General features: G+C 32.3%; 22 protein-coding genes. 8 read left to right on the forward strand and 14 right to left on the reverse strand.

The genetic code is table 11. The annotated features are described in order from the left end of the window. Nucleotides 1-7: 7 nt before the first annotated feature. The 3 genes from V1T75_RS04700 to V1T75_RS04710 all read right to left on the reverse strand — a co-directional run bounded on the left by V1T75_RS04700 (nucleotide 8) and on the right by V1T75_RS04710 (nucleotide 8,265). Entirely contained in the window at nucleotides 8-3,121 is a 3,114-nt protein-coding gene (locus V1T75_RS04700; RefSeq protein ID WP_330487408.1) for a SusC/RagA family TonB-linked outer membrane protein, read from the reverse strand. Between the two features lie 425 nt (nucleotides 3,122-3,546). Beyond that, nucleotides 3,547-5,037 carry a RagB/SusD family nutrient uptake outer membrane protein gene (locus V1T75_RS04705; RefSeq protein ID WP_330487409.1) on the reverse strand — a complete coding sequence of 497 codons (1,491 nt, stop codon included), beginning with the start codon at nucleotides 5,035-5,037 and terminating at the stop codon, nucleotides 3,547-3,549. A gap of 12 nt (nucleotides 5,038-5,049) precedes the next feature. Then, nucleotides 5,050-8,265: a SusC/RagA family TonB-linked outer membrane protein gene (locus V1T75_RS04710; protein ID WP_330487410.1), complete on the reverse strand. Its 3,216-nt coding sequence runs from the start codon at nucleotides 8,263-8,265 to the stop codon at nucleotides 5,050-5,052. A gap of 397 nt (nucleotides 8,266-8,662) precedes the next feature. Here V1T75_RS04710 and V1T75_RS04715 point away from each other — a divergent pair, with 397 nt between their 5' ends. Both V1T75_RS04715 and V1T75_RS04720 read left to right on the forward strand, forming a co-directional pair. Next, a complete protein-coding gene (locus V1T75_RS04715; RefSeq protein ID WP_330487411.1) occupies nucleotides 8,663-9,433 on the forward strand; it encodes a LytR/AlgR family response regulator transcription factor in 771 nt (256 codons plus the stop codon). A 34-nt stretch (nucleotides 9,434-9,467) separates the two neighbouring features. Further along, the gene (locus tag V1T75_RS04720) at nucleotides 9,468-10,226 is read left to right on the forward strand and encodes an ABC transporter substrate-binding protein (protein WP_330487412.1); all 759 of its coding nucleotides are present in this window, start codon (nucleotides 9,468-9,470) and stop codon (nucleotides 10,224-10,226) included. Here V1T75_RS04720 and V1T75_RS04725 read toward each other — a convergent pair. The 5 genes from V1T75_RS04725 to V1T75_RS04745 form a co-directional block, all read right to left on the reverse strand. Next, nucleotides 10,209-10,406 carry a hypothetical protein gene (locus V1T75_RS04725; protein ID WP_125069320.1) on the reverse strand — a complete coding sequence of 66 codons (198 nt, stop codon included), beginning with the start codon at nucleotides 10,404-10,406 and terminating at the stop codon, nucleotides 10,209-10,211. The two genes, V1T75_RS04720 and V1T75_RS04725, sit on opposite strands and share 18 nt — an antisense overlap. Nucleotides 10,407-10,574: 168 nt before the next feature. Further along, a complete protein-coding gene (locus V1T75_RS04730) occupies nucleotides 10,575-11,282 on the reverse strand; it encodes a DUF4197 domain-containing protein (RefSeq protein ID WP_330487413.1) in 708 nt (235 codons plus the stop codon). A gap of 53 nt (nucleotides 11,283-11,335) precedes the next feature. Further along, nucleotides 11,336-11,500, reverse strand: coding sequence for a DUF5522 domain-containing protein (locus V1T75_RS04735; RefSeq protein ID WP_330487414.1), 165 nt, complete (start codon nucleotides 11,498-11,500; stop codon nucleotides 11,336-11,338). Between the two features lie 83 nt (nucleotides 11,501-11,583). Further along, nucleotides 11,584-12,111 (reverse strand): DUF4136 domain-containing protein, encoded by a 528-nt coding sequence (locus V1T75_RS04740; protein WP_330487415.1) that lies wholly within the window; start codon nucleotides 12,109-12,111, stop codon nucleotides 11,584-11,586. Nucleotides 12,112-12,122: 11 nt separating this feature from the next. Further along, complete coding sequence (locus tag V1T75_RS04745) at nucleotides 12,123-14,117, reverse strand: urocanate hydratase (RefSeq protein ID WP_330487416.1); 1,995 nt, start codon at nucleotides 14,115-14,117, stop codon at nucleotides 12,123-12,125. 296 nt (nucleotides 14,118-14,413) lie between these two features. Between V1T75_RS04745 and V1T75_RS04750 the strand changes: the two genes are divergently transcribed. The 5 genes from V1T75_RS04750 (at nucleotide 14,414) to V1T75_RS04770 (ending at nucleotide 22,233) form a co-directional block, all read left to right on the forward strand. Next, on the forward strand, nucleotides 14,414-14,737 hold the full coding sequence (locus tag V1T75_RS04750) for a hypothetical protein (protein ID WP_330487417.1): 324 nt from the start codon (nucleotides 14,414-14,416) through the stop codon (nucleotides 14,735-14,737). 70 nt (nucleotides 14,738-14,807) lie between these two features. After that, entirely contained in the window at nucleotides 14,808-18,233 is a 3,426-nt protein-coding gene (locus V1T75_RS04755; RefSeq protein ID WP_330487418.1) for a methylmalonyl-CoA mutase family protein, read from the forward strand. A 507-nt stretch (nucleotides 18,234-18,740) separates the two neighbouring features. Continuing rightward, on the forward strand, nucleotides 18,741-20,267 hold the full coding sequence (locus V1T75_RS04760; protein WP_330487678.1) for a reverse transcriptase domain-containing protein: 1,527 nt from the start codon (nucleotides 18,741-18,743) through the stop codon (nucleotides 20,265-20,267). A gap of 198 nt (nucleotides 20,268-20,465) precedes the next feature. Next, complete coding sequence (locus V1T75_RS04765) at nucleotides 20,466-20,594, forward strand: hypothetical protein (protein ID WP_330487419.1); 129 nt, start codon at nucleotides 20,466-20,468, stop codon at nucleotides 20,592-20,594. 721 nt (nucleotides 20,595-21,315) lie between these two features. After that, nucleotides 21,316-22,233: a M43 family zinc metalloprotease gene (locus tag V1T75_RS04770; protein ID WP_330487420.1), complete on the forward strand. Its 918-nt coding sequence runs from the start codon at nucleotides 21,316-21,318 to the stop codon at nucleotides 22,231-22,233. Between the two features lie 61 nt (nucleotides 22,234-22,294). On the opposite strand, the gene V1T75_RS04775 is transcribed toward V1T75_RS04770, so the two are convergent. From V1T75_RS04775 to V1T75_RS04800, 6 genes are read right to left on the reverse strand one after another with little or no spacing between them, the layout of a single operon-like run. Further along, nucleotides 22,295-22,987, reverse strand: a complete 693-nt coding sequence (locus V1T75_RS04775; RefSeq protein ID WP_330487421.1) for a YqjF family protein — start codon at nucleotides 22,985-22,987, stop codon at nucleotides 22,295-22,297. A 12-nt stretch (nucleotides 22,988-22,999) separates the two neighbouring features. Then, nucleotides 23,000-23,395 carry a hypothetical protein gene (locus V1T75_RS04780; RefSeq protein ID WP_330487422.1) on the reverse strand — a complete coding sequence of 132 codons (396 nt, stop codon included), beginning with the start codon at nucleotides 23,393-23,395 and terminating at the stop codon, nucleotides 23,000-23,002. A gap of 8 nt (nucleotides 23,396-23,403) precedes the next feature. Further along, the gene (locus V1T75_RS04785; protein ID WP_330487423.1) at nucleotides 23,404-24,165 is read right to left on the reverse strand and encodes a methyltransferase domain-containing protein; all 762 of its coding nucleotides are present in this window, start codon (nucleotides 24,163-24,165) and stop codon (nucleotides 23,404-23,406) included. Further along, nucleotides 24,156-24,893 (reverse strand): DUF2071 domain-containing protein, encoded by a 738-nt coding sequence (locus V1T75_RS04790; RefSeq protein WP_330487424.1) that lies wholly within the window; start codon nucleotides 24,891-24,893, stop codon nucleotides 24,156-24,158. The genes V1T75_RS04785 and V1T75_RS04790 overlap by 10 nt, the downstream gene beginning before the upstream one ends. After that, entirely contained in the window at nucleotides 24,890-25,276 is a 387-nt protein-coding gene (locus V1T75_RS04795) for a DoxX-like family protein (RefSeq protein ID WP_330487425.1), read from the reverse strand. The genes V1T75_RS04790 and V1T75_RS04795 overlap by 4 nt, the downstream gene beginning before the upstream one ends. 44 nt (nucleotides 25,277-25,320) lie before the next feature. After that, complete coding sequence (locus V1T75_RS04800; protein ID WP_330487426.1) at nucleotides 25,321-25,827, reverse strand: GbsR/MarR family transcriptional regulator; 507 nt, start codon at nucleotides 25,825-25,827, stop codon at nucleotides 25,321-25,323. A 151-nt stretch (nucleotides 25,828-25,978) separates the two neighbouring features. Here V1T75_RS04800 and V1T75_RS04805 point away from each other — a divergent pair, with 151 nt between their 5' ends. Then, nucleotides 25,979-26,353 carry a hypothetical protein gene (locus V1T75_RS04805; RefSeq protein ID WP_159489871.1) on the forward strand — a complete coding sequence of 125 codons (375 nt, stop codon included), beginning with the start codon at nucleotides 25,979-25,981 and terminating at the stop codon, nucleotides 26,351-26,353. The last annotated feature ends 76 nt before the right edge of the window (nucleotides 26,354-26,429 follow it).

Raw genomic sequence — 26,429 nt, forward strand, 5'->3', positions numbered from 1 at the left:
ATTTTTTTTAGAATGAAACGTTTATACCAAAAGAAATAATTCTTGGCGGAGAGAAATCATCGCCAGATGGCGTTCCTGCTAAATTATACTGAGGATCTAAGCCTTTTCTCTTACTCTTTAAGAAAAGGTTTTCTCCGGATAAATTAAATCTTATATGGTCCATTTTAAGAGACTCTACAACTTTTTTATCCAATGTATACCCTAAGTTGACATTTTTTAATGCCCAAAAAGACGCATCAGTTAAAAACCTGTCTGATTGAGTTCTAACCAAATCTGGATTTCCATTTTCTAACCTCGGAACATTTGTTATATCTCCGGGTTGTCTCCATGCATTTAATATATCTGGATGTAAAGACCTTCCGTAGCTTCCACTGTGCATCATGGAAGAGTATGCATTATCTAACACTTTTCCTCCAACACCATATGTTATTAAAAAATCAAAAGTGAAGTCTTTGTATGTCATTTTATTCAACACAGAACCTAAAAGATCTGGCACAGAAGAATCTCCTGTATAGGCTCTTTCTGTATCCTGCCAATCATTGGTTGTTTCATGGTTTCCATTTGCATCTAAAACAGGAACACTTTCTCCATTTTCATCTTGTTCGTACATATAAAACAATTGATCTCCATTAGCTGGGTCTACACCTGCTGTTCTTAATAAGAAATAATCAAACCTAGACCTGCCTTCAGCCCAACGTTTTGAGCCATTTATAAATGGATCTGGTAATTTTGTGATTTCATTTTTAAACGTGGAAGCTTGAAGTGTTAAGTCCCATTTAAAACTCTCTTTATTAAAAAGATGGGCTGTGAGGCCTACTTCCCATCCTGAGTTAAACATATCACCTGCATTTACTGGAACTTCATTTAATCCATTACTTGGTGCAATAGGCAAAAGGTAAAGTAAATCTGTAGAATTTTTTTTATAATACTCAACAGAACCATCTAAAAAGTTATTGAAGAGTGCAAACTCCAGTGCTATATCAAAATTCTCTATGGTTTCCCATTGTAAATTAGCATTCCCTATATCTGTAAAAATAATGGCAGGATTAGCTGCATTGGACGTTATTGAAAAACGAGCTTGTGACAAATACGAATCTAACAGATCATCATTCCCTACTTCTCCATAAGAAGCTCTTAATTTTAATCTATTTATAAAAGAGATCTCTTTTATAAAGCTTTCTTGGTCAATACGCCAAGAAGCACCAACAGAGTAAAAAGTACCCCATCTTTTGTCCATATCAAATACAGAAGATCCATCACGTCGAACAGAACCACTAAAATAATATGTATTGGCATAGTTATAGTTCGCTCTAAAAAAATAGCCTTCTATTGCTTTATCAAAAGTTGCCCCATCTAAATCTACAATATTTGAAAAGTTAGCAAATTCAAAAATTCCATTAGCTGCTTGTATGGTGGCCAATCCTTGTAAATTAGAAAAGCTTCTTTCAAAACTCTCATGCCCTGCAAGTAATTCTAAGTTATGGTGGTCAAAATTTTTAGCATAAGTTAAAATTTGATTGAAATTTTCTACTTCTCGTCGTCCACGGGCTTCACTTAACCTTCCATCTGGCTGAGCATCTCCTATGATTGCATTTTCATATTCCTTTTCAAACAACTCGTTAATATCTCTACCATAAGTAACTTTAAAATTAAGCCCTTCAAAAAGTTTTATATCTCCATAAAATCTAAATCCATAAGTATTATCTTTATCACTTTCGTTATTCAGCAATAATTCTTGAAGTGCATGGCGACCTTGGTTGGTTGGTCTTGAACCTATATTGTACTCCGGAAAACCTTCTCCTGAATCAAAAACTAGGTTTCCAAATTCATCTCTTACAATATTCCCTTGTAAATCATTCACATATACTGGATAAACAGACCCCATGCCCAATGCAAAACTAAATGGATTTACAATACTCCCCGTTCCTGCAGAACTTGGTCCTCTTGCTTCAGTTATCGCAATATTAGCACTTCCTCCTATTTTAATACTCTTACTAACATCAAAATCAGCATTTAATCTTGCCGTTATCCGTTCAAATCCAGAGGTTACCACATAACTCTCTTCATCTAAATACGAAGCTGAAAAGTACACTGTATGATCCTCACCACCTGCTGATATCCCTACGTTATAGTTATTTCTAATCCCCGTTTGTTGAAGTTCATCAAACCAATCGAGACTCTTATATATAACACGTGCATTAGGATTTAACTTCCCATCTACTCCAACAATTTGATCATTTGGTACATTGAACGGATTATACCCTAACTGGTTGTAAATATTAGCACTAGCAAATGCTACATCTCCTCCACCAGCACTAGAGTTCTTCAATGCCTCCCACATAGTTTCATAATACTGGCCTGGTGAGACTTGATCGTATATTTGAATCCCATTTGTTACAACTCCAGATTGAGCTGTAAGACTGACTTTTACTCCGCCCTTTTTTCCTTTTTTGGTGGTTATAATTACAACTCCATTAGCTGCTCTGGAACCATATAATGAGGTAGACGACGCGTCTTTAAGCACTGTAAAAGACTCTATATCTTCCTGGTTTATTGTATTTAGCTCTCCTTCATATTGAATACCATCTACTATAAACAATGGATCTGTATCTCCATTGAGTGTACCAACACCTCGAATTATAATATCAGGAGATGCTCCAGGCCCTGCGGAAGATGTAAATTGTATACCCGTTGCTCGCCCCTCTATAGCCGCAATTGGAGAAGTTACATTACGAGTAGCTAAATCTTTTACACCTAAAACACTAGCTGAACCAGTAAATGCTTCTTTAGTAGTTGTACCATAAGCCACCACTACTACCTCATCTAGTAAATTAGTATCTTCCTCCATTTTAATACTTAAAACTGCAGTAGTTCCGACCGTTCTTTCGACGGTTTTGAGTCCTACAAACCTAAACACAAGTATGTCTCCTTGGTTTACTTTAATGGCATACTTCCCATCAAAATCTGTTTCAACACCTCGGCTAGTACCTTTAACTACTATACTAACACCTGGTAAGGGTCCCGTTTGATCAGTTACTGTTCCTGTAACTGTTTTTTCTTGCGCTGAAATCGTCATGCTTATTAGCGCAAACATTAACATTAGGTAATTTTTTAACCTCATAAATTAAAGATTTAAAACCTAAGGCTTTTTCTTTGGAGAGGTTTTTTTGGGAGGTTGCGCTGATGGGTTAAGTCAAAACCTTAAGAAGATTAGAAATTTAAAATTACAAAAAACAATGCTAAAAACCAATTATTTAACATTTAAGAGCAAAAAGTACATAAATACATAAAAATAAAAAAGTCAAGGTTAATGACTCCCTGACTTTATAATTAATTCAAATAATTACACCAATGAAAACAAAGTTGGTATAAGTTGACACAAATGTATGAAGCTTCCCTCTCCCCTTTTATAACTTTGATTTGAATTGCCATTTTTTTGAACTGAAAAACTACTACTTTAACATGAAAAGGGCTGAGTTTTAAACTCAGCCCTTTCTTTTTAGGGGAATGCGTATTCCAATAAGAAAATTATTTTACCTAAAGGAATTAATTTATAAAGGGATTGTTTTGAACCTCAGATTGTGGAATTTCAAGAACTAATCTATCATCATTATAAGGTATAGATTCTCCTGTTAAATATGCATGGTTAGAACCTCTTGTTAATGTTGCTTTATTTCTTTTTAACGCAAAGAAACTTTTTCCTTCACCCCAAAACTCTACTCTTGTTTGTAAATAGATTTCATCTAGTAAAGCTTGACCTGATAAAGCATCTATATAGGCATACTCTGCAGCATTCTCATATCTCTCTGACAACAAGTCTTTTATACGGTTTTTAGCTTCTACTTCCAATCCTTCTTTAGCTGCCATTTCTGCTGATAATAAGTACATTTCATCAACTCTCATATAAATATAATCTGATTCTATATTTCGTTGACCTCTGAATTTTTTAGCAGAGTGGTAAAACTTATTTATAGGCATTAAATAGCTTCCTGAAGTTGCATCACTATCAAACTGCGTTTTTCTAATATCGTTATCGTTTATAGAGTTAAACAGACCTAAATCTATTTGTTTTAAATCTCCAAACGACTGGTAGCTAAATGTGTAATAATCCATTTGCCCCCACCATGATACTAAATCTAATCCATTGTCTATGGTAATGTCAACACCCCACATCCAACTTGGATTTTCAGCAACACTATTAAAACCTCCTGTTACTCTTTCTTTAGAAGTTAACGGGAATCCTCCTTCATTTATAACTTCTTCTGCTAATTTTCTAGCATTAGTATTATCAGTTCCAGTACCTCTTGAAGCATATACATAAGCTAATAAAGCCTTAGCTACATGCTTGTTTATTTGGTATGTTTCTTCTCTGTTATACGATTCTAAAAGAGTAATTGCTTCCTCTAAATCTTTTACCATTAACTTATATACTTCTTCTGTAGTACTTTGTGGTTGTGCATCAGAATTAGCTTCTGTATAGATAGGTAAGATTTTTGATGTAGGTGTATACTCAGGAATATACAATTGAGTTAAATAGAAATACCCATAAGCTCTTAGCGCTTTCGCTTGTCCCATTTGCTCTCTATTGGCATCTGTAATTACAGCATCATTACCCCCTAAAGACCTAATTACCAAATTACTAGAGTTGATTATTCTATAATAATACCTCCAAGCCATATAATTTGGCTTAGTAAATGTAAAGTCGTTAGTAGCGATTAATTGCGCTATGCTACTATACCTGTTATAAACATTTTGAGCAAGAGCTAAATCTCCAGATAACATGTCGCTAATAACATCATATGCTTTTTGCCCATAATCTTCATGTGAACCTGGTAATCCTCCTGTTTCAACTTGTAACATTGTTTCATAAATACCTCTTAAGGTACCATTTAAAACACCTGGATAAATCTTTCCTGTCTCTGATACGTCTTCAACAGTAACGTTTTCAGTAGGGCTTTCCTCTAGAAAATCATCACTACAGCTTATTGAAAGAGCTACAACTGCCCCTAATAATATTGGTTTTATATATTTTCTCATATTGTTTTAAATTTAAAATTTAGCTCTTACACCAAAAGTTATTGTAGATAATGGTTGATAACGGTATACGTCAGACGAACCTGTTTCCGATGTCATCGGATTAAATCCATTTCTAGCACTTAATAAAAATAAGTTGTCTCCTGCTACCCATAAGTTTAAAGATTTAACTCCTGAATTCTCTATAAAACTACTTGGTATAGTATATCCTAATCTAACATTGCTTAAAGCTAAATAGTCTGTTGATGTTATAAAACGTGAAGAAACAGAGTTTACTTGAATGTTTCTATCACTAATTAATCTTGGTACACTAGCAATGTCACCTGGTTGTTTCCAGCTATTTCTTATATCTGTATGCCAGTTACCTGATCCAACTTGTCCGTTATCCATTAAGCTAGCATATACATTATCGTAAGAGTGACCTCCTAAACTATAACCAAACAACGTGCTTAATGTAAAGTCATGTACTTTTGCATTTAATCTAAATGCTCCTCTAACTTTAGGTATAATAGACTTGTTTATATACTTCTGAGTAGCGTCACTATAAGTGCTTGTTGTAGTTTTACTAATTGCATTCTTTGGAAATTGGTTTTTGTATTCTGCTAAACTTCTAATTCCTTCACCATCATCTATCGTTCCATTATTATTAGCATCGTGATAGTACTGGTTCCAAAGAGGAGCTCCTGTTTGTGTGTCTACTCCAGCCCATTCTCTCATGTAATAATCAAAAAGACCTTTTCCTTTAGCTCTACCAAAACTTCCTGCGATATCTAAAAATTTTCTTTCTCCAGTTGCTGGATCGATAGGCATTTCAGTTAGTTCACTATTAAACATTTCTCCATTAATACCAAAATCTAACTTATAGTTTTCTTTTTCTATTAAATGCGCTGTTAAGTCAAATTCAACTCCTGAGTTTCGTAATGTACCATCATTTACATCAACAAGACCATTACCTGACGAAGGAGGTAATCTTCTTTCAAAAATTAAATCTTCCGTATTCTTTATATAATAATCTACAGATCCTTCTAGCTTATTATTTAAAACAGTAAACTCTAATCCTGTTTGGAACATTTTAGAAGTTTCCCATGTTAAATTAGGATTTTGTATTGCATTAGGTCTTAATGAAATTTGACCTCCTAAGTTACCTATAGTATAACTATCTCTACCAGAGTAAATATCAACCCCTGCTTGATCTCCTAAAATACCATAACTCGCCTTAAACTTTAAAAAGTTGATAAAGTTGATATCAGAGATAAAGTTTTCTTCAGATAAAACCCATGATGCTCCTAAAGACCCAAAAGTTCCCCATTTGTCTTTAGCAAATCTAGAAGACCCATCACGTCTTATAGCTCCAGAAAGGTAGTATTTTCTTTTGTAGTTATATGATACTTGTCCAAAGTAACTTTCTAAAGCAGATCTAGTACTGTAACCTGTTGGAGGCGAAGAAACTACCACATAGTTATTAGGATCTTTTAACCCGTTTTGTAAATTAACAACTCTATTTTTACTTAAGGTACTAATTTGGAATTCAGACTGATTAGTTTCGTGTGCTACTAAAGCAGAAAGGTTATGGTTTCCAAAATTCTTGTTATATCTAAAAATATTTAAGAAGTTCTGAGTTAAAACACTTTCGTTTTCTTTGTATAAAGTTCCTCTTTGTTGTACAGCAAAGCCATAGAATGGATTCTGAACTTCATTATAAATTTGGCTGTAATATTGAGCTCCATATTGTGTCTCAAACTCTAAGCCATCTAAAAGAGATACTTTAAATGAGAAATTACCATTTAATGAGTGACGATCAGAACCTATAAAATTATGTTGAGCATTTCCTAAAGCATTGGTACCTCCACCAAAACCTCTGTCTCTATAATCGTATTGATTTCCTCCATATTTAGGGTCTTCTACAAAATCACCATTTGCATCACGTAAAAATAAAGGATAAATAGATGGAATATTATCTACGTACCAAAAAATACTTCCTGAGTCATCAGACTGTCCGTTTTCGATAGATTTTCCTAAAGTATACCCAACATTTGCTTTTGCTGTTAACCATTTTGCTGGTTTGTGAGTAATGTTTAATCTTGATGCATATCTTTTATACCCTGAATTGATAGAGTATCCTTTATCATCTAAATAACCAAAAGAGCTAAAGTACTTAGTATCTTCATTCCCTCCACTCATTTTAACGTTTGCCTCAGTTCTTATAGAAGATTGAAAAGCATAATCTCCCCAGTTTTCTGGAGTGTACTTTCTTGATAACCCAGGTCTTACTTTTCCTGTAGCTGGATCTATTATTTGAGAAACATCATTAGTAGTAAAATAATTAAAAGCATTACTAATTCCTCTTCTTGAATCAAATAAATTTTGATTTGCATAAGCTGCTCCGTCTATGGTAGGGTCAATATCTAAACCTCTATTGGCCATTGCATGCCAAGACAACTCTAAATATTCATCTGGAGATTTTATAACATCATACCTTGGTAATAACTGAAAATTAACCCCTGTTTTTAAATCAACTTCTACAGATGTTTTTCCTGATTTACCAGACTTTGTTGTAATCATAATTACCCCATTTGCTCCTCTAGAACCATAAATAGCAGTTGCCGAAGCATCTTTTAATACTGTTGTAGAAGCAATATCTGAAGGGTTAATAGAGTTTATTGATCCTGAAAAAGGAACTCCATCAACTACATATAATGGATCTCTACTTCCATTCACAGAACCAAAACCACGAATACGAATAGTTGCTACAGTACCTGGTTGTCCTGAGGTATTGATTACATTAACACCTGCAACCTCACCTGCTAAAGCTTGAGACACATTAGAAACACTTTTTGCTTCTAAAGCTTCTGCTTTTACCACTTTTGCCGTACCTGTAAAAGATTGTTTGGTTGTTGTTCCATAACCAACAACTACGATTTCGTCTAATATGTTACTGTCTTCTTTCATTAAAACATTTAGTTCTGAAGCTGCTCCTACAGTTCTTTCTGTTACTTGCATTCCAACGAAACTAAAAACTAAAACATCTCCTGTCTTTGCTTTTAATGAATACTTTCCATCAAAGTCAGTTTCAGTACCTATGGTCGTACCCTTTAAAATTACATTTACACCAGGCAACGGCCCTGCACTATCAGACACCACTCCAGTGATTTTTTTCTCCTGTGCACTCATATTCAGTAAAAAACCAAAAAAGAAGAATACACAGATTACATTTTTCCAATGTAGATTCATAAATTATTAAATTTTTATTAATTAACAGTTGTAAATCTAAAGGCTATAAGTTTTTGTTAACACTCATTTGAAGTTAACAACCTTTATTTTGATGTGAAAAAACAATTTTAAGAAGTCGGCAACACACACCCCAAAAACAGCTAAATGTTAATTAATGTTAATTTTTTTAAAAAGCCCCTATTTTAATAGAATTCTAAAGGGCTTCTTCTTTATTTTTGCGGCTCGTTTTATTTAAATAATAAGTAAGCAAATCCCTTCTATTTACTAATTAAAATCAGACTATAAACTTTAACAAATAATTAAAGTTTCTAATATTTATTTAACTAAACTTTAATAAATTAAAAGTTAGGGTATCTCCTAGTTTTAACTGTTATAGCTACAAGAAAACAAAATGTATATGAAAATATCAATTCTAATCGTTGACAACGAACAAACTGCTAGGTCAAGATTTAAAAAATTAGTCAATGACTATAGTTTTATGGAAATTGTAGATGAATGCTCTAATGGTTTAGACGCTATAGAAAAAATAAATATTTTACATCCTGATGTAGTTTACCTTGATACAAAAATCAACAATATGACAGGGTTTGATATTATAGAAAAGATAACCTTACCTAAAAAACCTATTTTTATTTTTACCGCTTCTTCTAATGAACATGCAGTAAAGGCTTTTGATTATTTTGCTTTTGACTATCTTTTAAAACCATTAGAAGAAGACAGGTTTTATGCTTCAATAAAAAAGGTTATAGATTATAAAAAAATAGAAAAGCTTTCAAGCTTGGATAACATTTTAGACCTTGTAAAAGAAAACACTTCTATTGAAATACCTGTAAAAGGTACTAAGATTAATATCAAATCGGGGAATAAGATAATTTTCTTGGAACGAAATACTATTAAATACATTTCTGCTTCTGGATATTATGTAGAAATTTTTACTACGGATAACAAAAAATACTTACTGCGAGAATCTTTATCTAGTATTATCAAAAGATTAAATTCTAACTTATTTATCAGAATTCATCGATCAACTATTATTAACTCTAATTTTATTGATGAAATTATCACTTCTAACTATGGTGAAACAGATGTAAAAATTAATGACAACAAAACATTCAGAGTAAGCAAAAGCTATAAAAAAGAATTTCAGGAACTTATGGGAGTTAAATAATACCTCTTTTTTTTGATTCCTTACTTTTGCTTGTATGAGTATTGAAAAAAAGTATAAAAGAATAGTTTCTTTGGTTCCTAGTCAAACAGAACTTTTAGTTGATTTAGGACTTGAAGATTGTATTGTAGGACTAACTAAATTTTGTATCCACCCTAAGCATCTTTTAAAAACCAAAACAATTGTTGGCGGGACAAAAAATATAAAAATTGATAGGATTAAAAGTCTTCAGCCTGATATTATCTTATGCAATAAAGAAGAAAATACCAAAGAAATTGTTGCCGCTTGCCAGCAAATAGCATTTACTCATGTTTCCGACATTTTCACACTTTCCGATTCTTTAGAGTTAATTTCTCTTTATGGGAGTTTTTTTGACAAGCAAGTTGAAGCTAAAAAAATGATTGATGAATTGACATCAAAAATAAGTGATTTTAAAAGGTTTATTACAAACCAAAACTATAAAAAAGTAGCTTATTTTATCTGGAGAAATCCTTGGATGGTGGCAGCAAACAACACGTTTATAAACCATCTGTTAGAACTAAACAAGTTTGTTAATGTTTATGCCAATGAAAAGAGATACCCCGAAGTTAATATAAAAGAACTTCAAAATAAAAAGCCAGCATTTATTTTATTATCCTCTGAGCCTTTCCCTTTTAAAGAAAAACATAGTACCGAAATAAAAAAGCACATAAAAGATGCATCACCTATCTTAGTTGACGGTGAATACTTCTCTTGGTATGGTAGTAGACTGTTAAAAGCTTTTGATTACTTTAAGGAATTACACAACAGGATTTGACATATCTTCATCTAAATATTTTATTCTATTTAGCTTTTCCAATATCTTCATTGCTTTGAATGCTGAGCGATCACTTTTACACTCATCTTCATACTTATAATCATTAGCTGTCTCAACCAATCTACGATATCTTTCTTCAAGATGTTTTCTATATCTTCGTAATTGATTAATTCTTGACATTTCTAAATTGGGTTAACACGGATTATAAATATACATATTTATTTGATTTACAACCACATAAAACAACAATTAAATATAAAATGGGGAAAACACCCGTAATTGTCACCTACCAACAACAAAAAAACTCTTGATTTTTCAAGAGTTTTTTTGTTGTTGACAGTATGTACACTACCTGTTATCTTGTAACGCAAAAACCTGTCGTAATAATGCTGTATCACGTAATCCTATTTTATTACGTATGCCTTTTTCTTCAACTGCAATCATTGTAAAAACCCCATCCAATGCTTCAGTTGTTACGTAGTCTGTTAAATCTGGATTTACTTTTTTAACAAATGGAATACTATTGTATTTTAAAATTAAATTTGACCAAATTTTATCCGCTCCTACTTTAGCAAACGAGTTTTTAATTACAGGATTAAACTCAGCATATAATGCAGAAGTTGTTTTTCCTTCTAAATAAGAAGTCGCTGCGTTATCAGCTCCTAATAAAATATTTTTTGCATCTGTAAACGTAATTTCCTTAACAGCGTTCACAAAAATTGGAGTCGCGGTTTTTACAGCATCTTCAGCAGTTCTATTAATTGCTTTTAGACCTTCATCTGCTAAATTACCTAAGCCAATACTACGCAACCCTTTATCTACTGCCTGTAATTCTTCTGGTAATAAAATTTTCACCAAGTCATTCTTATAAAAACCATCTTTTGTAGTTAATTTTGTTACTTGATGCTGAATACCATTATCTAAAGCTTGACGCAAACCATTACCTATTTGCTCTTGTGTTAATACTCCTCCTTGTGGTAATTGATTTACTACTTTTTGTAATTCTGCACACCCCATAAAAGTAAGTGCAATAAAGAATACTGTAATTTTTTTCATGTCTACTGGTTTGATTTTATCTATTAGAAACAATAAACTAATTATTGTCACATTTATTTGAAGCTGTCAGTATTTTTATCATATCCATACGGACAATGTTTACAGCCGTTTTTACAGCAATACCCTCGTCGTAAATGATATGTTTCTTTAAAAACCCTATACCCTTGTTCATTGGTATAATACTCATCAGGCGTAGGTTTTAATATCTTATTTCTCATGCTACAAATATCATAAAAAAATACGTTAAACAGACTTTATGTTTCTGCTTAACGTATTTTTATATATCTTAAAAATTTAAACCTTACTTTTTAGCATTAGGTGGATACTCCGCCATAATTTCAGCTACAAATTCTTTAATACGTGCCTCTTTTCTTTCTACACTGCTTGTACTTAAAGCTCCTGTTCCTATTCCTTGCCATACTAACTCTTTTTTGTCAGCATCTAACAAATCAATAAACAACGTTCCTTCTGTATATTGAGAAACCGTTACTGGACTTGAACCATAATACCATGGATAATAAAACCCTCCATAATAATTATCATTCACATTGATACGCTCACGAGATTTCGTAAACAAACTCACCAAGACATCTGGTGTAGCTGATTTTGTCATTCCTTTCGCCATCAACTCTGCTTCAATAGCACGCATAATACGTTTTTTATCCAAATCAGAGATTGGAGCTTTGTCTATACCTGTTTTGTAAAACGCAAATGTTTTATACTGATTAAAATCAGTTTGTGTATCATAATCTGTGACCACTCTTACCGAACTACATGAAGTAATTAGTAAAGCTACAATTGGCAAAAAAAGTAATTTTAAATTTTTCATTTTCTTAGGATTTACATGTTGTCTAATAACGCATCGTCTACTAAGTTTGGAAGGGTTACTTTTAGTTTCTTTTCAACCTCCATCGCTCGTTTAATGGCAAAAACAGCTTCTTCATTTCTTGCCCAACTACGTCTTGCTATTCCGTTATTCACATCCCAGAAAAGCATTGATTGTAAGCGTCTTGATGCATCTTTAGAACCATCAAGAAGCATGCCAAATCCACCATTAATTACTTCTCCCCAGCCTACTCCACCTCCATTGTGAATAGAAACCCAAGTAGCTCCTCTAAAACTATCGCCTATTACATTATGAATTGCCATATCTGCTGTAAAACGAGAACCATCATAAATGTTAGAAGTTTCACGATACGGTGAATCCGTTCCAGAAACATCATGGTGATCACGACCTAACACTACTGGACCTATTTTTCCTTTCTTAATTGCTTTATTAAAGGCTTCAGCTATCTTCATGCGTCCTTCAGCATCTGCATATAAAATACGTGCTTGTGAACCTACTACTAACTTATTTTCCTGTGCCCCTTTTATCCACTGAATATTATCTGCCATTTGCTGTTGGATTTCTTCTGGAGATTTTTTCATGATTTTCTCCAACACCTTACAAGCAATCGCATCTGTTTTCGCTAAATCTTCTGGTTTCCCAGAGGTACACACCCAACGGAAAGGACCAAAACCATAATCGAAACACATAGGTCCCATAATATCTTGTACATAACTAGGGTACTTGAACTCTCTTCCTAACGTCGGATTCGGATTCATTACATCAGCACCTGCTCTGCTCGCTTCTAATAAAAAGGCATTTCCGTAATCGAAGAAATAGGTTCCTTTTTCTGTATGCTTATTGATTGCTTTTGCATGACGACGCAATGTTTCTTGCACTTTTTCTTTAAATAATTCAGGATCATTCGCCATCATTTCGTTTGATTCTTCAAACGATATATCAACTGGATAATATCCTCCAGCCCACGGATTGTGCAGCGAAGTTTGGTCTGAACCTAAATCGATATACACATCTTCTTCAGCAAATTTTTCCCATACATCAACTACATTTCCTAAATATGCTAAAGAAACTACTTCTTTGTTTTCTTTTGCTTTACGAACACGTGCTACCAATTCATCTAAATCAGTGATTTTTTCATCAATCCAACCTTGATCTAATCGAACCTGAGTTATTTTTGGATTCACCTCAGCACATACTGTAATACAACCAGCAATATTTCCTGCTTTCGGTTGCGCACCACTCATTCCTCCTAAACCAGCAGTAACAAATAAGTTTCCTTCTGGTGATTTTCCTATCTTTCTAAATCCGTTTAACACAGTAATCGTAGTTCCATGTACAATTCCTTGCGGACCTATGTACATATAACTTCCCGCTGTCATTTGACCATATTGAGTAACTCCTAAGGCATTGAATTTCTCCCAATCATCTGGCTTTGAATAATTAGGTATCATCATTCCGTTCGTTACCACTACTCTTGGCGCATCTTTATGGGATGGGAATAGTCCCATTGGATGCCCTGAATACATTACTAATGTTTGCTTATTTGTCATCTCCGACAAATACTTCATCGTTAATAAGTACTGTGCCCAGTTAGAAAATACTGCTCCGTTACCACCGTATGTAATTAATTCGTGAGGATGCTGTGCTACTGCATAGTCCAAATTGTTTTGAATCATTACCATAATAGCCTTTGCTTGCTCTGATTTCCCTGGATATTCATCAATAGGACGCGCGTACATTTTATAATCAGGACGGAAGCGATACATATAAATTCGACCGTACTTTTCTAATTCTTCTGCAAATTCAGGTAATAGTTCTTCGTGGTGTTTTTTATCAAAATAACGCAATGCATTACGTAGAGCTAACTTCTTTTCTTCATCAGTTAAAATTTCTTTACGTTTTGGTGCGTGGTTTATCGTAGTATCATACTCCTTTTTTGGAGGTAATGCAGTTGGTATTCCTTGTTTTATTTGTTCTTTAAAAGTCATTTTATACGTTTTTAAGTCTTCAAATAAGATTGAAAACTTGTTAATAATTAAGTTTTTGGTAAGCGTAAAAATGAAAAACTATGGATAACGGATATCTGCTCTGTGGTACTGAGCTTCAATCCTCTTCTTATATTTTAAAGTTAAAAAATCCATCTTCTTTGAAGTTTGCACAAATATAAGTGTATACTGTTAAAAACAGTACTTTAAAAAAGTATAAATTTCACACTTGCTTTATTTCTTCTTACATTCCTAACAATAAATTGTACCTTTGGTAAGTTTATTGCACAAACAGGTTTATGATATTTATTTCAAAACATATAATTCCAAAAGGTTTTTCTGGAATGACATTATACCCTTTTATATTCTTAAAAAGAGAAGATTTAAAAGCTGATCCTGTTTTAATAAATCATGAAAAAATACACTTAAAACAGCAATTAGAGTTACTAATTGTCTTCTTCTATCTTTTCTATTTTCTAGAATGGCTTATTAAGCTATTCATTTATCGAAAAACATCATTAGCTTATAAAAACCTAAGTTTTGAGCGAGAAGCCTATCAAAATGAACATAATTTAGAATATATCGCTACTCGAAAGAGATGGGTATTCCTTTCTTATTTATAATTGTTAAAACATCCTGCTATTTTTTAAGATTTCCGTAAATTGCGTACCCGAAAATTAAGACAATTTACGAATGGAACAAATAACTCCCTATAAACCTAAACACAAAGTACGAATTGTAACTGCGGCTTCTTTATTTGACGGGCACGATGCTGCCATTAATATTATGCGCCGAATTATTCAATCTACTGGGGTTGAAGTAATTCACTTAGGACATGATCGAAGCGTTGAAGAAGTAGTAAACTGTGCTATTCAAGAAGACGCAAATGCCATTGCTATGACTTCGTACCAAGGTGGACACAACGAGTACTTTAAGTACATGTACGATTTATTGCAAGAAAAAGGAGCTGGACATATTAAAATATTTGGTGGTGGTGGCGGAGTAATTCTACCTGAGGAAATCAAAGAGTTGATGGACTACGGAATTACTCGTATTTACTCTCCTGATGATGGTCGTGAATTGGGATTACAAGGAATGATTAACGATTTAGTACAACAATCAGACTTTGCCATTGGAGATACATTAAATGGAGAAATCGATAAATTAGCCGATAAAGAAGTGGGGAGTATTGCTCGTGTAATTTCTGCTGCGGAAAACTTCCCTGAAGTTGCCAAAGAGGCTTTGGATACTATTCACGAAAAAAATAAAAATGCTACAACTCCAGTTCTAGGAATTACAGGTACAGGTGGTGCAGGTAAATCAAGTTTAGTAGACGAATTAGTTCGTCGTTTCTTAATTGATTTCCCAGAAAAAACTATCGGATTAATCTCTGTAGATCCATCAAAAAGAAAAACGGGTGGAGCTTTATTAGGTGATCGAATTCGTATGAATGCTATTAATAATGAGCGTGTATACATGCGTTCGTTAGCTACACGCCAATCTAACTTAGCATTATCAAAATATGTAAATGAAGCAGTAGAAGTATTAAAAGCTGCAGAATTTGACTTAATCATTTTAGAAACTTCAGGTATTGGACAATCAGATACAGAGATTATTGAACATTCTGATACTTCTTTGTATGTAATGACTCCTGAATTTGGTGCGGCTACACAGTTAGAAAAAATCGATATGCTTGATTTTGCTGATTTAGTAGCCATCAACAAATTTGATAAAAGAGGTGCTTTAGATGCCTTACGCGATGTAAAAAAGCAATACATGCGTAACAACAATTTATGGGATGTTCACATGGATGACATGCCTGTTTTTGGAACGATTGCATCACAATTCAACGATCCAGGAATGAATTCGTTGTATAAAGCGATTATGGATAAATTGGTTGAAAAAACGGGAGCTGATTTACAGTCTACTTTTGAAATTACAAAAGAAATGTCTGAAAAGATATTTGTAATTCCACCTAGTAGAACGCGCTATTTATCTGAAATTTCAGAAAACAACCGCGCCTATGATAAAACGGTTAATAAGCAAGAAAAAGTAGCTCAGAAATTATATGGAATTTTCAAAACTATTGAAAGCGTTTCTGAATCTGAAATAATACTAGATAAATCAGGAATTGAAGAAACTTCTATTAACAAGACAGAAGAAAACAAAGATTTTCTTAAGCTTTTAATTGCCGAATTTGATCGTGTTAAAATGGATTTAGACCCTTACAACTGGGAAATCATTTTAAACTGGCAAGAGAAAGTAAAAAAATACAAAGATCCTATTTACTCGTTCAAAGTACGTGATAAGGAAATTAAAATAGAAACACATACAGAATCACTTTCACACACGCAAATTCCGAAAGTTGCTTTACCAAAATACCAAGCTTGGGGTGATTTATTACGTTGGAATTTGCAAGAGAATGTTCCTGGAGAATTTCCTTATGCTTCAGGATTGTATCCGTTTAAACGTACCGGAGAAGATCCAACACGTATGTTTGCGGGTGAAGGTGGACCTGAACGTACCAACCGTCGTTTTCACTATGTGAGTTTAGGAATGCCAGCAAAGCGTTTATCTACAGCATTTGACTCGGTTACATTATATGGAAACGATCCAGGACACAGACCTGATATTTATGGTAAAATTGGAAATGCTGGAGTGTCTATTTGTTGTTTAGACGATGCTAAAAAATTATACTCTGGTTTCGATTTAAGTCATGCCATGACTTCGGTTTCTATGACCATCAACGGTCCTGCTCCGATGTTATTAGGGTTCTTTATGAATGCTGCCATCGATCAGAATTGTGAAAAATACATCAAAGAGCACAAGTTAGAGAAAAAGGTTGAAGCAAAGCTTAAAGAGTTATACGACGATAAAGGTATTGACAGACCTAAATACAATGGTGATTTACCAGAAGGTAATGACGGATTAGGATTACTACTTTTAGGTGTTACAGGTGATCAAATTTTACCTGCGGATGTATACGCTGAAATTAAAGCAAATACCTTAGCACAAGTACGTGGTACGGTTCAAGCAGATATTTTAAAAGAAGACCAAGCACAGAACACGTGTATTTTCTCTACGGAATTTGCTTTGCGTTTAATGGGAGATGTACAAGAATATTTTATTGAGAAAAATGTTCGTAATTTCTATTCAGTTTCTATCTCTGGATACCATATTGCTGAAGCTGGTGCAAATCCGATTACACAATTGGCGTTAACTTTAGCAAATGGGTTCACTTACGTAGAATACTACTTATCAAGAGGAATGGATATTAATAAGTTTGGACCAAACTTATCATTCTTCTTCTCAAATGGTATTGACCCTGAATACGCCGTGATTGGTCGTGTAGCTCGTAAAATTTGGGCGAAAGCCTTAAAACATAAATACGGAGCAAATCCAAGAGCACAGATGTTAAAATATCATATTCAAACTTCTGGACGTTCATTACACGCTCAGGAAATTGACTTTAATGATATCCGTACAACCTTACAGGCGTTATATGCAATTTACGACAACTGTAACTCGTTACACACGAATGCATATGATGAGGCCATTACGACGCCTACAGAAGAATCAGTACGTCGTGCGATGGCAATTCAGTTAATCATCAATAAAGAATTAGGGTTGGCTAAAAATGAAAACCCAATTCAAGGTTCATTTATTATTGAAGAATTAACCGATTTAGTGGAAGAAGCAGTATTAACAGAATTTGATAGAATTACAGAACGTGGTGGTGTGTTAGGAGCGATGGAAACGATGTATCAACGTTCTAAAATTCAAGAAGAGAGTTTATACTACGAAACCTTAAAACACACAGGTGAATTCCCAATTATTGGCGTAAACACCTTCTTAAGTTCTAAAGGTTCTCCAACGGTTACTCCACAAGAGGTGATTCGTGCTACGGAGGAGGAAAAACAATTCCAAATCAAAACGAAAGAAAACTTAAACAAAGCGCATGAAGATAAAATAGAACAACTTTTATCTGAAATGCAATCGGCTGCCATTAACAATCAAAACCTTTTTGAAAAATTAATGGATGCTACTAAAGTTTGTTCGTTAGGTCAAATTACTTCTGCTTTATTTGAAGTTGGTGGTCAATACAGACGAAACATGTAAAAGGCAATGCCTTTAAATAAATATTTAAAGCCTCACTTAAATTTAAGTGAGGCTTTTTTGATAGAGTAAAATTATTTTATATTTTTATAAAAAATATTGCTCATGGTACTATTGATTTTGCGCGCGTTTCAGCAGCATATTTGGAATGGATTTCCTTCTTTAAAACAGTTATTTAAAAACTTTTATATCTGTTATATTTTCATTTAATTTTAATTCTTTTAATATTTAATTATTTCTATAGAATTATATATTATTTAAAATACACCTTTATTTTATCATTTGGTGTAGCTAAAGTAGAATTACCATGAGCTCTTTTTCTTCAATTAATTTCCTCGATATAAACTCAAAAAATGAATTAGCAGACTATCTAGGTATCTCTATAAAAAAATTAAATTTTAATGCTTACAGTATTGAAAAAAAGTATCACGAATTTACAATCAAAAAAAAGAATGGAAGTAATAGAATAATATTATCTCCTATACCTTCTCTTAAATTAATACAAAAAAAATTGCTCTTGCTTTAACTGATTATTATCAAGTAAAAAAGCACGTTCATAGTTATGTCAAAAAGAAAGGAATAAAAACTAATGCCAAAATACACACTAAACAAAAATTTGTTATTAATATAGATTTATGTAATTTTTTTGAAAGTATAAACTTTGGTCGAGTTAGAGGAATGTTCAAGTCACATCCTTTTAATTTCAATGATGAAGTGTCTACAATTCTTGCTCAATTATGTTGCCATGATAATAAACTTCCTCAAGGAAGCCCTTGCTCTCCAATAATCTCAAATTTAATTACAAGGAAGTTAGATAATGAACTGAAGTTTATTTCTAAGACAAATAAATGTTATTATAGTCGTTATTCAGACGACATAACGTTTTCTACTAACCTCAAAAGGATTCCTAAGAAAATTGGAAAAATAAAAAAAGGGAATTTTATATTAAGCAAACTAATTAAAAAAACTATAGATGAAAATGGTTTTAAGATTAACACCAAAAAAGTAACTTTAAGAAGATATTTTCAACATCAATATGTAACAGGTTTAACTGTTAATAAAAAAGTAAATGTAAAAAAGAGGTTTCTAAAACAAGTCAGAGCTATGCTTCATTCATGGGAAGTGAATGGACTCGAAATTGCGACAATACAGCATTTCAAAAAAAGACCTCATAAAAACAAATCTCATAACACTAATCTATTCATAAATATAGTAGAAGGTAAACTATTGTTTATTTCTGATATTAGAGGAAAAAAAGACAAATTATTTTTAAGTTTACTCAAAAAATTTGAGAAGTTAAAACCAGACAACTCTCTAAATAAGTATCTTAATTATGATGGAAAAAAAATTAGGGTTTTTACAGAAGGTAATACAGATTGGATACATTTACAACATGCGTTGAATTCTCTATCAGTTTACGATTACAAACTAGACAACCTTAAAAAAAGTATTGAAATTGTAGATTACGATGAAAATTATACAGTAGGAGACAATAAACTTAAACATATTTTAGAGGCTTACCTCTTATCTAAGGAAAAAACACCTATCATTGGAATTTTTGATTCTGACAATTTAAACAGCTTAGGTCAATTTAGACCCAATACTGGCTATACTTATAAAAATTTTAATAATATAGTTTTTAGTTTTTACTTGCCTCAACCTAAGCATAGGAATATTAGCAAACTATGCATTGAACATTATTATAAAGATGATGACTTAAAAATAAAAGACAAGAATAATAGAAGACTATTTTTAAGTAATGAATTTGACCCTGAAACTGGTTTACACAAGAAAGACCCAAAACTAAAATACACGCAAAGCTTTAAAAAATTAAAAAGCTCACAATCAATAATTGATAGTGGGGTTTTTGATAAAAAAGATAAAAGCTATGCTTTGAGTAAAAAGGATTTTGCTAAAAATATTTTAAATAAAGATGAACGATTTAAAAGAGTCAATGTAGATAGTTTTAGAATAATTTTTGATGAAATCCAAAACATAATAACTCAAATAAACACTTTAAACCAAAAACACCACTAAACCAGTAAATCACTCAAAACCAACAATAAAAAACACAAAAACACCGTTAAGGAACACAACACAACCCATAAGGAGCGCACCAAAAGCCATAAGGAAAAGAAAAAGAAGAACAAGGAACGCTCAAACACCTATAAGGAACAGGCAAACATCCGTAAGGAAGTCGCAATAAATTAATAATAACTAAAAAACTTGCAAAAAATGGCAACAAAAAGAACATTCACTGAAGCAGAAACCCTAGAACAGTACAGAGCAGCACTCGAAAACGTAACAACACAAACAGAAATAGCCACCATTATGGCAGAATTTGGTTACGACGCCCCCCCCTAATAAAAGGGAAAAAACCTACTCACAAAAACAAGAGAAGCCTTCGATTTTAATAAAAAAGAAGACGACGAAACCTCAGAAGCCTACAACGACTTTGCTACCCAAAAAGAAAACCTTACAAAAACGTACAGTCTTCACAGAAAAAAAGCGAAAGTAATTTTTAGAAAAGACCCAACCACGCTAAGTAAACTAGCCTTAACAGGTAGCTTACCAACAGCTTATATTAAATGATTAGAAGTAGTTAAAAAGTTTTACACAGTCGTAACCAACGAAACAGACATTCAAACAAAACTCTTACGATTAAAGATAACTATAGAAGAAATAAATAACACCACCCAACAAATAACCAACTTAGAACTAGCAAGAGCAACCTATTTACAAGAAAAAGGAGAAAGTCAAGATGCAACAAAAGCAAAAGACAAAGCCTTCAGTGAAATAGACGATTGGATGAGTGAATTTTATGCAGTAGCTAAAATAGCACTAGAAGACAACCCACAGCTTTTAGAATCAATAGGTAAGTTTGTAAGAAGTTAAACTTTAAAATAAACACATAACTAAAATCATAATAGCCTCACTTAATCAAGTGAGGCTGTTCAATTAAAACTTTAAAACCAAACAACTAACACACAAAAAACAATAAAATGTTAAATAAAAAAATTACACGCAACCTTTCGATTTCTGTAGCGTCTGGTCAATAATAATTTGATACAACTCCATTAATTCTATGAAAAACATCTTTTTAATAACTACTCTTTTCTCTTTACTATTTGCTTGCAGTAGCGAAACTAAAATTGATTTACCAGAACCTCCTTTAGATAACTTAGAAGTTTACACCTTACCCGTAGTCGTACACATAATACATGGCGGAGAAAGTATAGGCGAAGGCTTTAACCTAGCTACCGAACGTATTAAAGAACAAATTCAATCTTTAAATCACGATTTTAGAAGAGTAGCAGGCACTTTAGGAGAAAACAACTCCCCGCTTAGTGGTGACTCATTTATTCAATTTAAACTTGCAGAAATAGCCCCTAACGGAAACCCGACTAACGGAATTAACCGTATTAATTATTACGACAACACTCCCGTAAGAGGTGATAAAGACAGATTTGACTGGCTTCCTGAGTTTGAATATTGGAACCCTGATAAATATATCAACATATGGGTATATGGCGGGTATGCGCCAAATACATTTGCTGGCGCAGCTTCTTTTCCTACCACTAACTTACCTGGAATAGAAGATGAGTTAAAAACCATAGGTGATGGTATTTTAATTAATGTTCATCATTTTGGAAAATCCGATGTTTCTGGAGGTCTCAATCTTGGTAAAACATTAACCCACGAAATGGGACATTTCTTAGGTTTATTACATATTTGGGGAGCTGCTCTTGAAGGAAAACCTTGTTATGACCATGACGATTTTATTGATGACACACCACCTGTAAGTAGTGCTATTGATGGTTGTGATGGGACAATTCCTAAAGCTTGTGACGGACAACCTGCCCCTGTAAGCAACTATATGAATCTTACTGATGATAGATGTATGAATGTATTTACCAAAGGACAAATTAAACGAATGAGATATGTACTTGAACATGCAGAAAGAAGAAAAACACTAATTACTTCTGATGTAATAAATAGATAACTTATTATTAAAAATTTTAACTAGGCAAATAAGTAGAAATAGTTTTATCTCTACTTATTTTTTATAAAACTGTTTTGTTTTCAACACTAATTTCAGAACCTTCTAGTAAAAATACAGAGCTAGGTTTTTGACTCTGTAAAAAAGAAAAATGCGCTCCATAAGTAGCTTTAAAACCAATGTTAATTGTATGGTTAATTACTGGATAATATTTCCATGTAGGATGCTTTACTTCGTATTCAGTTGTTCTATTTTTATCCTTAGCATATCCCCAATAATGCTCTGCTATAAATTCAATTTGGGTATTCGGTTCAATCGCTATTGATTTTTGTAAGCTTTCAACGGATATTGAATTCCATTTCTTATTTATTTTCCATTGATAAGACACTTTAAACATATCATCTTTCTCAGTCCAACTGTGTTTCATAGGTAATGTTTGGTAGTTTTCTTTATAAATAGTATTCGCTACAAAGGTTATAGCTGGCTTAGGTACTATTTCTTTTATAAAAACTACCCCTCTTTTATCTTTTCTTTTCACATAAAACCGAAGGTTTACTTCTTCAAAATTTACATGAAAAGGAATTTTTACCCCTAATAACTTTGTATTTAAAAACATAAAACCGACAACACTTATATAACATTTGTTCTCATAAAAGTCTAATTCAGTTCCTTTAGGTATAAACTCTTTTAGCACGTCTGGATTAACCTCATAATTTACCATGACCAATTTTCGCCATTCTGCTTTTAAAAAACTCATATAATTTCATTTTTAGTTAATATATATACTCCAAGTTACTATACTGATATATATCCAAAAACATGTAAAAAAAACGTGAATAGCTGTTTCGACCTTTTTTCCTCTCCACAATTTAGGTGAATACACAAATAACTGCATAAACAATCTAATAGACCAAAAAATAGCAAAGCCTAATATAATTTTTCTTCCAAGGTTTGTTTCTATCAATTCTTTACTTTCTAACACTAAAATACTTCCCATTAAAAACACTGTTAGTGCTATAAAAAAAGTATGAACCATCATCATTTGCCTATTCATTAAACTAAGATTCTTTAATTCATCTTTCCAATTAAAATATTTTGGAAAAATAACATGTATTAAAGCCAAAAGCATTAACAAACACCCTATAATCTTTAAGTGAACCTCCATAACTATTTCTAATTTTTATTAAATTTTTCAAGAACAAAAACCGACATAAACGGTGTGAATTTTATCTCTTCTTCTAATTTCAAATTAGCTTTTTCAAATACGGTTTTCCAAGTTTTTCTTGAAAAAAAATGTATAAACCCAATTGAAAATGCTAAAAAGTTTGGTAAATCTCTAAGATGTTCAACTACTAAAATTTTTCCATCATCTTTTAAAACCCTAGAACATTCATTAAAAAAAAGCTCTTTCTCCTCATTAGATCTCACCTCATGAGCCGCTGAGAGTAAAAACAAAATGTCAATAGATGAATCTTTTAATGGAATTTTACTTGTACTAATCGATTTAGTAGCTGGGTATATCCTACTCACTTTTCTTGCTCTTTTTATAGCCTGTTCAGTATGCCTTGTTTGATCGTAAAAATCGAAAACCTGCAAATTTGATGACTGAAACTTGTTTTTTAGAATGAAACTAGTCTCATCAAAACCTGCGTTAATATTCACAAGGTTATTATTCCCTTTTAAGTTAATAGTATCTACCCACTTAAAATCATAGTATTTCGAAAAATCATATACATAAGCAGAGACTAGCAAGGGAGCTAACAATCCATAAATAATAATTACAACTAAAAACCACTTTAGGTAATCATTGTAGTTAAATAAATAGTATCCCAAAACAACCGCTAACAAAGCTATTAAGCCAGTGTAATAAAAATGCCTATTGAAACTAAGTATGTTTAATACTCCTTGAAACTTTCTTCTTCTTCTTATTTCCATAATTCAATTTTCCCTCTTTTCCAGTAGTATGGAACGTTTTTAATAATAAATGAGTTAGCAACTCTCACATTTTTAAATCCAAGGTCTTTTATAAATGAAAAATTATAATCGACAATTTCAATAGGCTTGGGTTTCCAATTATTTCTTACTCCTTCAATTATTAATACTTCTTTTTTAGGCTTATTATATGTAAAAGTAAATGGTAAAGGCCCCGCAAAGCACCTTGCTTCTTTCCAATCAGAAAAAGGCGAAAACTTTGGTAATGACACATCACTTTCTTGATCCTTAAACACTATTTTAAAATCTGATTTTATTGAACTAATACTTATTTTATCACCTAGTTTAGTCTGCTCAATATCAGAAGTTGTGTAGTTATAATGAGTAAATAAATTGCCAGCTATCTCCATTCTTTTACTATTCGTTTCTGATTTTAAAATATACAGTCCTCTTAGTCTCTTTCCTTTTGAATTGGTATATCTTACAAAAATGCGATAGCCAATTAAAAAGAAGTCATTCCCTAAAATTTTCGGAAATCCTTTTGGTCTTAAATTTTTAGTTTGTACCATGGCTACTGCTAAAAAAGCCCACTGATTATTAAAAGTATCTAAGTCCAAACATTCAGGAATAAAGTCTTCTAAATGTTCCTTTGGTATTGCTAAAGTTGTAACAATTGAAGTTTCAAAAAATGCTTCAACAGCAAATGGATGATTTTTTAGTTTCTCCTTCATGCTACAGTATTTTTAGGATTTAACTTAAATTCATTTACATAAACTATAAATACAAACAAAGCAGCAAAAATTATATTAAGCTTACCCCAGAGTAATATGTCTGAAGTAATCATAAATTCAATTACATTCATTGTTGAAACAATTACAATCTGTGTTATTGCATTTGACCATGATTTATAATTAGAAATGATCCATATGACCATGACAATTTCCAATATTCCTATCATCGTAGTTAACTCTCTTGCATAACCAGTATTGATTATTTCCCCTATTATTTCTTGATGTCTCGGAACGAGGTTAAGAATTTTACAAAAGATTCCATTTATCAACCAAACACAAACAATTAGAGGTATTAATATTGCAGATAAGTACTTTTTATTCATTTTTGAATTTTCAGAAATTTTTGAAAGATTATATATAAATTTTTTTACTTTTTAATCATTTTAGTAAAGTTTGATAACAACCAATGCTCGTCTGCTTTAATCGCTTTCTCCAAAATACCGTTAACTGTTTTAGTAACTGATGATAAATCATTCATTACTTTTTTAAAAGCTTCTGCTTCTTCCGAAGCGTCATGAACATCTTCTTGTAATTCATCTAATACTTTTAAAACAGGTTCAATTTCTCTTTTTTTACGTTCTTTAGTTACTTGTTTAAACAATTCCCAAATATCTTTATCGGCTACAAAAAATTCTTTTCGTTCTCCAACTACAAATTCTTTACTTACAATTCCCCAATCAATTAGAGCACGTACATTCATATTTACGTTACCTCTTGAAATCTTTAGAGTTTCCATAATTTCATCAGCAGAAAGAGGCTTTGTAGACACTAATAGCAACGCATGTACTTGTGCCATGGTCTTATTAATACCCCAGCTGGTAGCTAAACTTCCCCAAGTATGAATGTATTTTAATTTTGCGTCTTCTAATTTCATACTGCAAACATACAACATTTTATTAAACTTTCAATAATTATTGAAAATAAAAAAACAAAGATTTTAACCTAACTAAAAACAGTCTTTTTCCTTGAAAACGAATAATAAACATAGCATACTTTACTATTTTCTAATCAAATCATAAATAAACATGAGTGCACAATTGTATTTTATTACATCTGGTAAAATGACTATCCAATTAAACGGAATGGCCTTTGGTAAACATTTAAAAGATCCTGTAAAAAACATAAAACATTTCGGAACGAAACAACATAGTCTAGAATTGGTTTCTAATAATCCAAATAACTTTACTGATTGGGGGATTATAGAATTGATAGACCTACATCCTTCAATGGGACAGTTAACTGTATCTATTGATTGTGATGATTGGGGATGGTTCGGTACTGCCCAAATTCAATTAAAAATGAACAACCAAATTGTACTTAACGATAATTTTCAATCGGGAGTTAAAGGTCCAATAGGCAATCCACTTCGTATAAAAAGATTTCCTATTACCAATTTTTAAATTCTATTATTACATAAAAAACATTTTATTATCCTTACAATTAATTTTGTAAGGTTTTTTTATTTTCAAAAAAATG

The sequence above is a fragment of the Tenacibaculum sp. FZY0031 genome (assembly GCF_036350695.1).
Classification (GTDB): Bacteria; Bacteroidota; Bacteroidia; order Flavobacteriales; family Flavobacteriaceae; genus Polaribacter.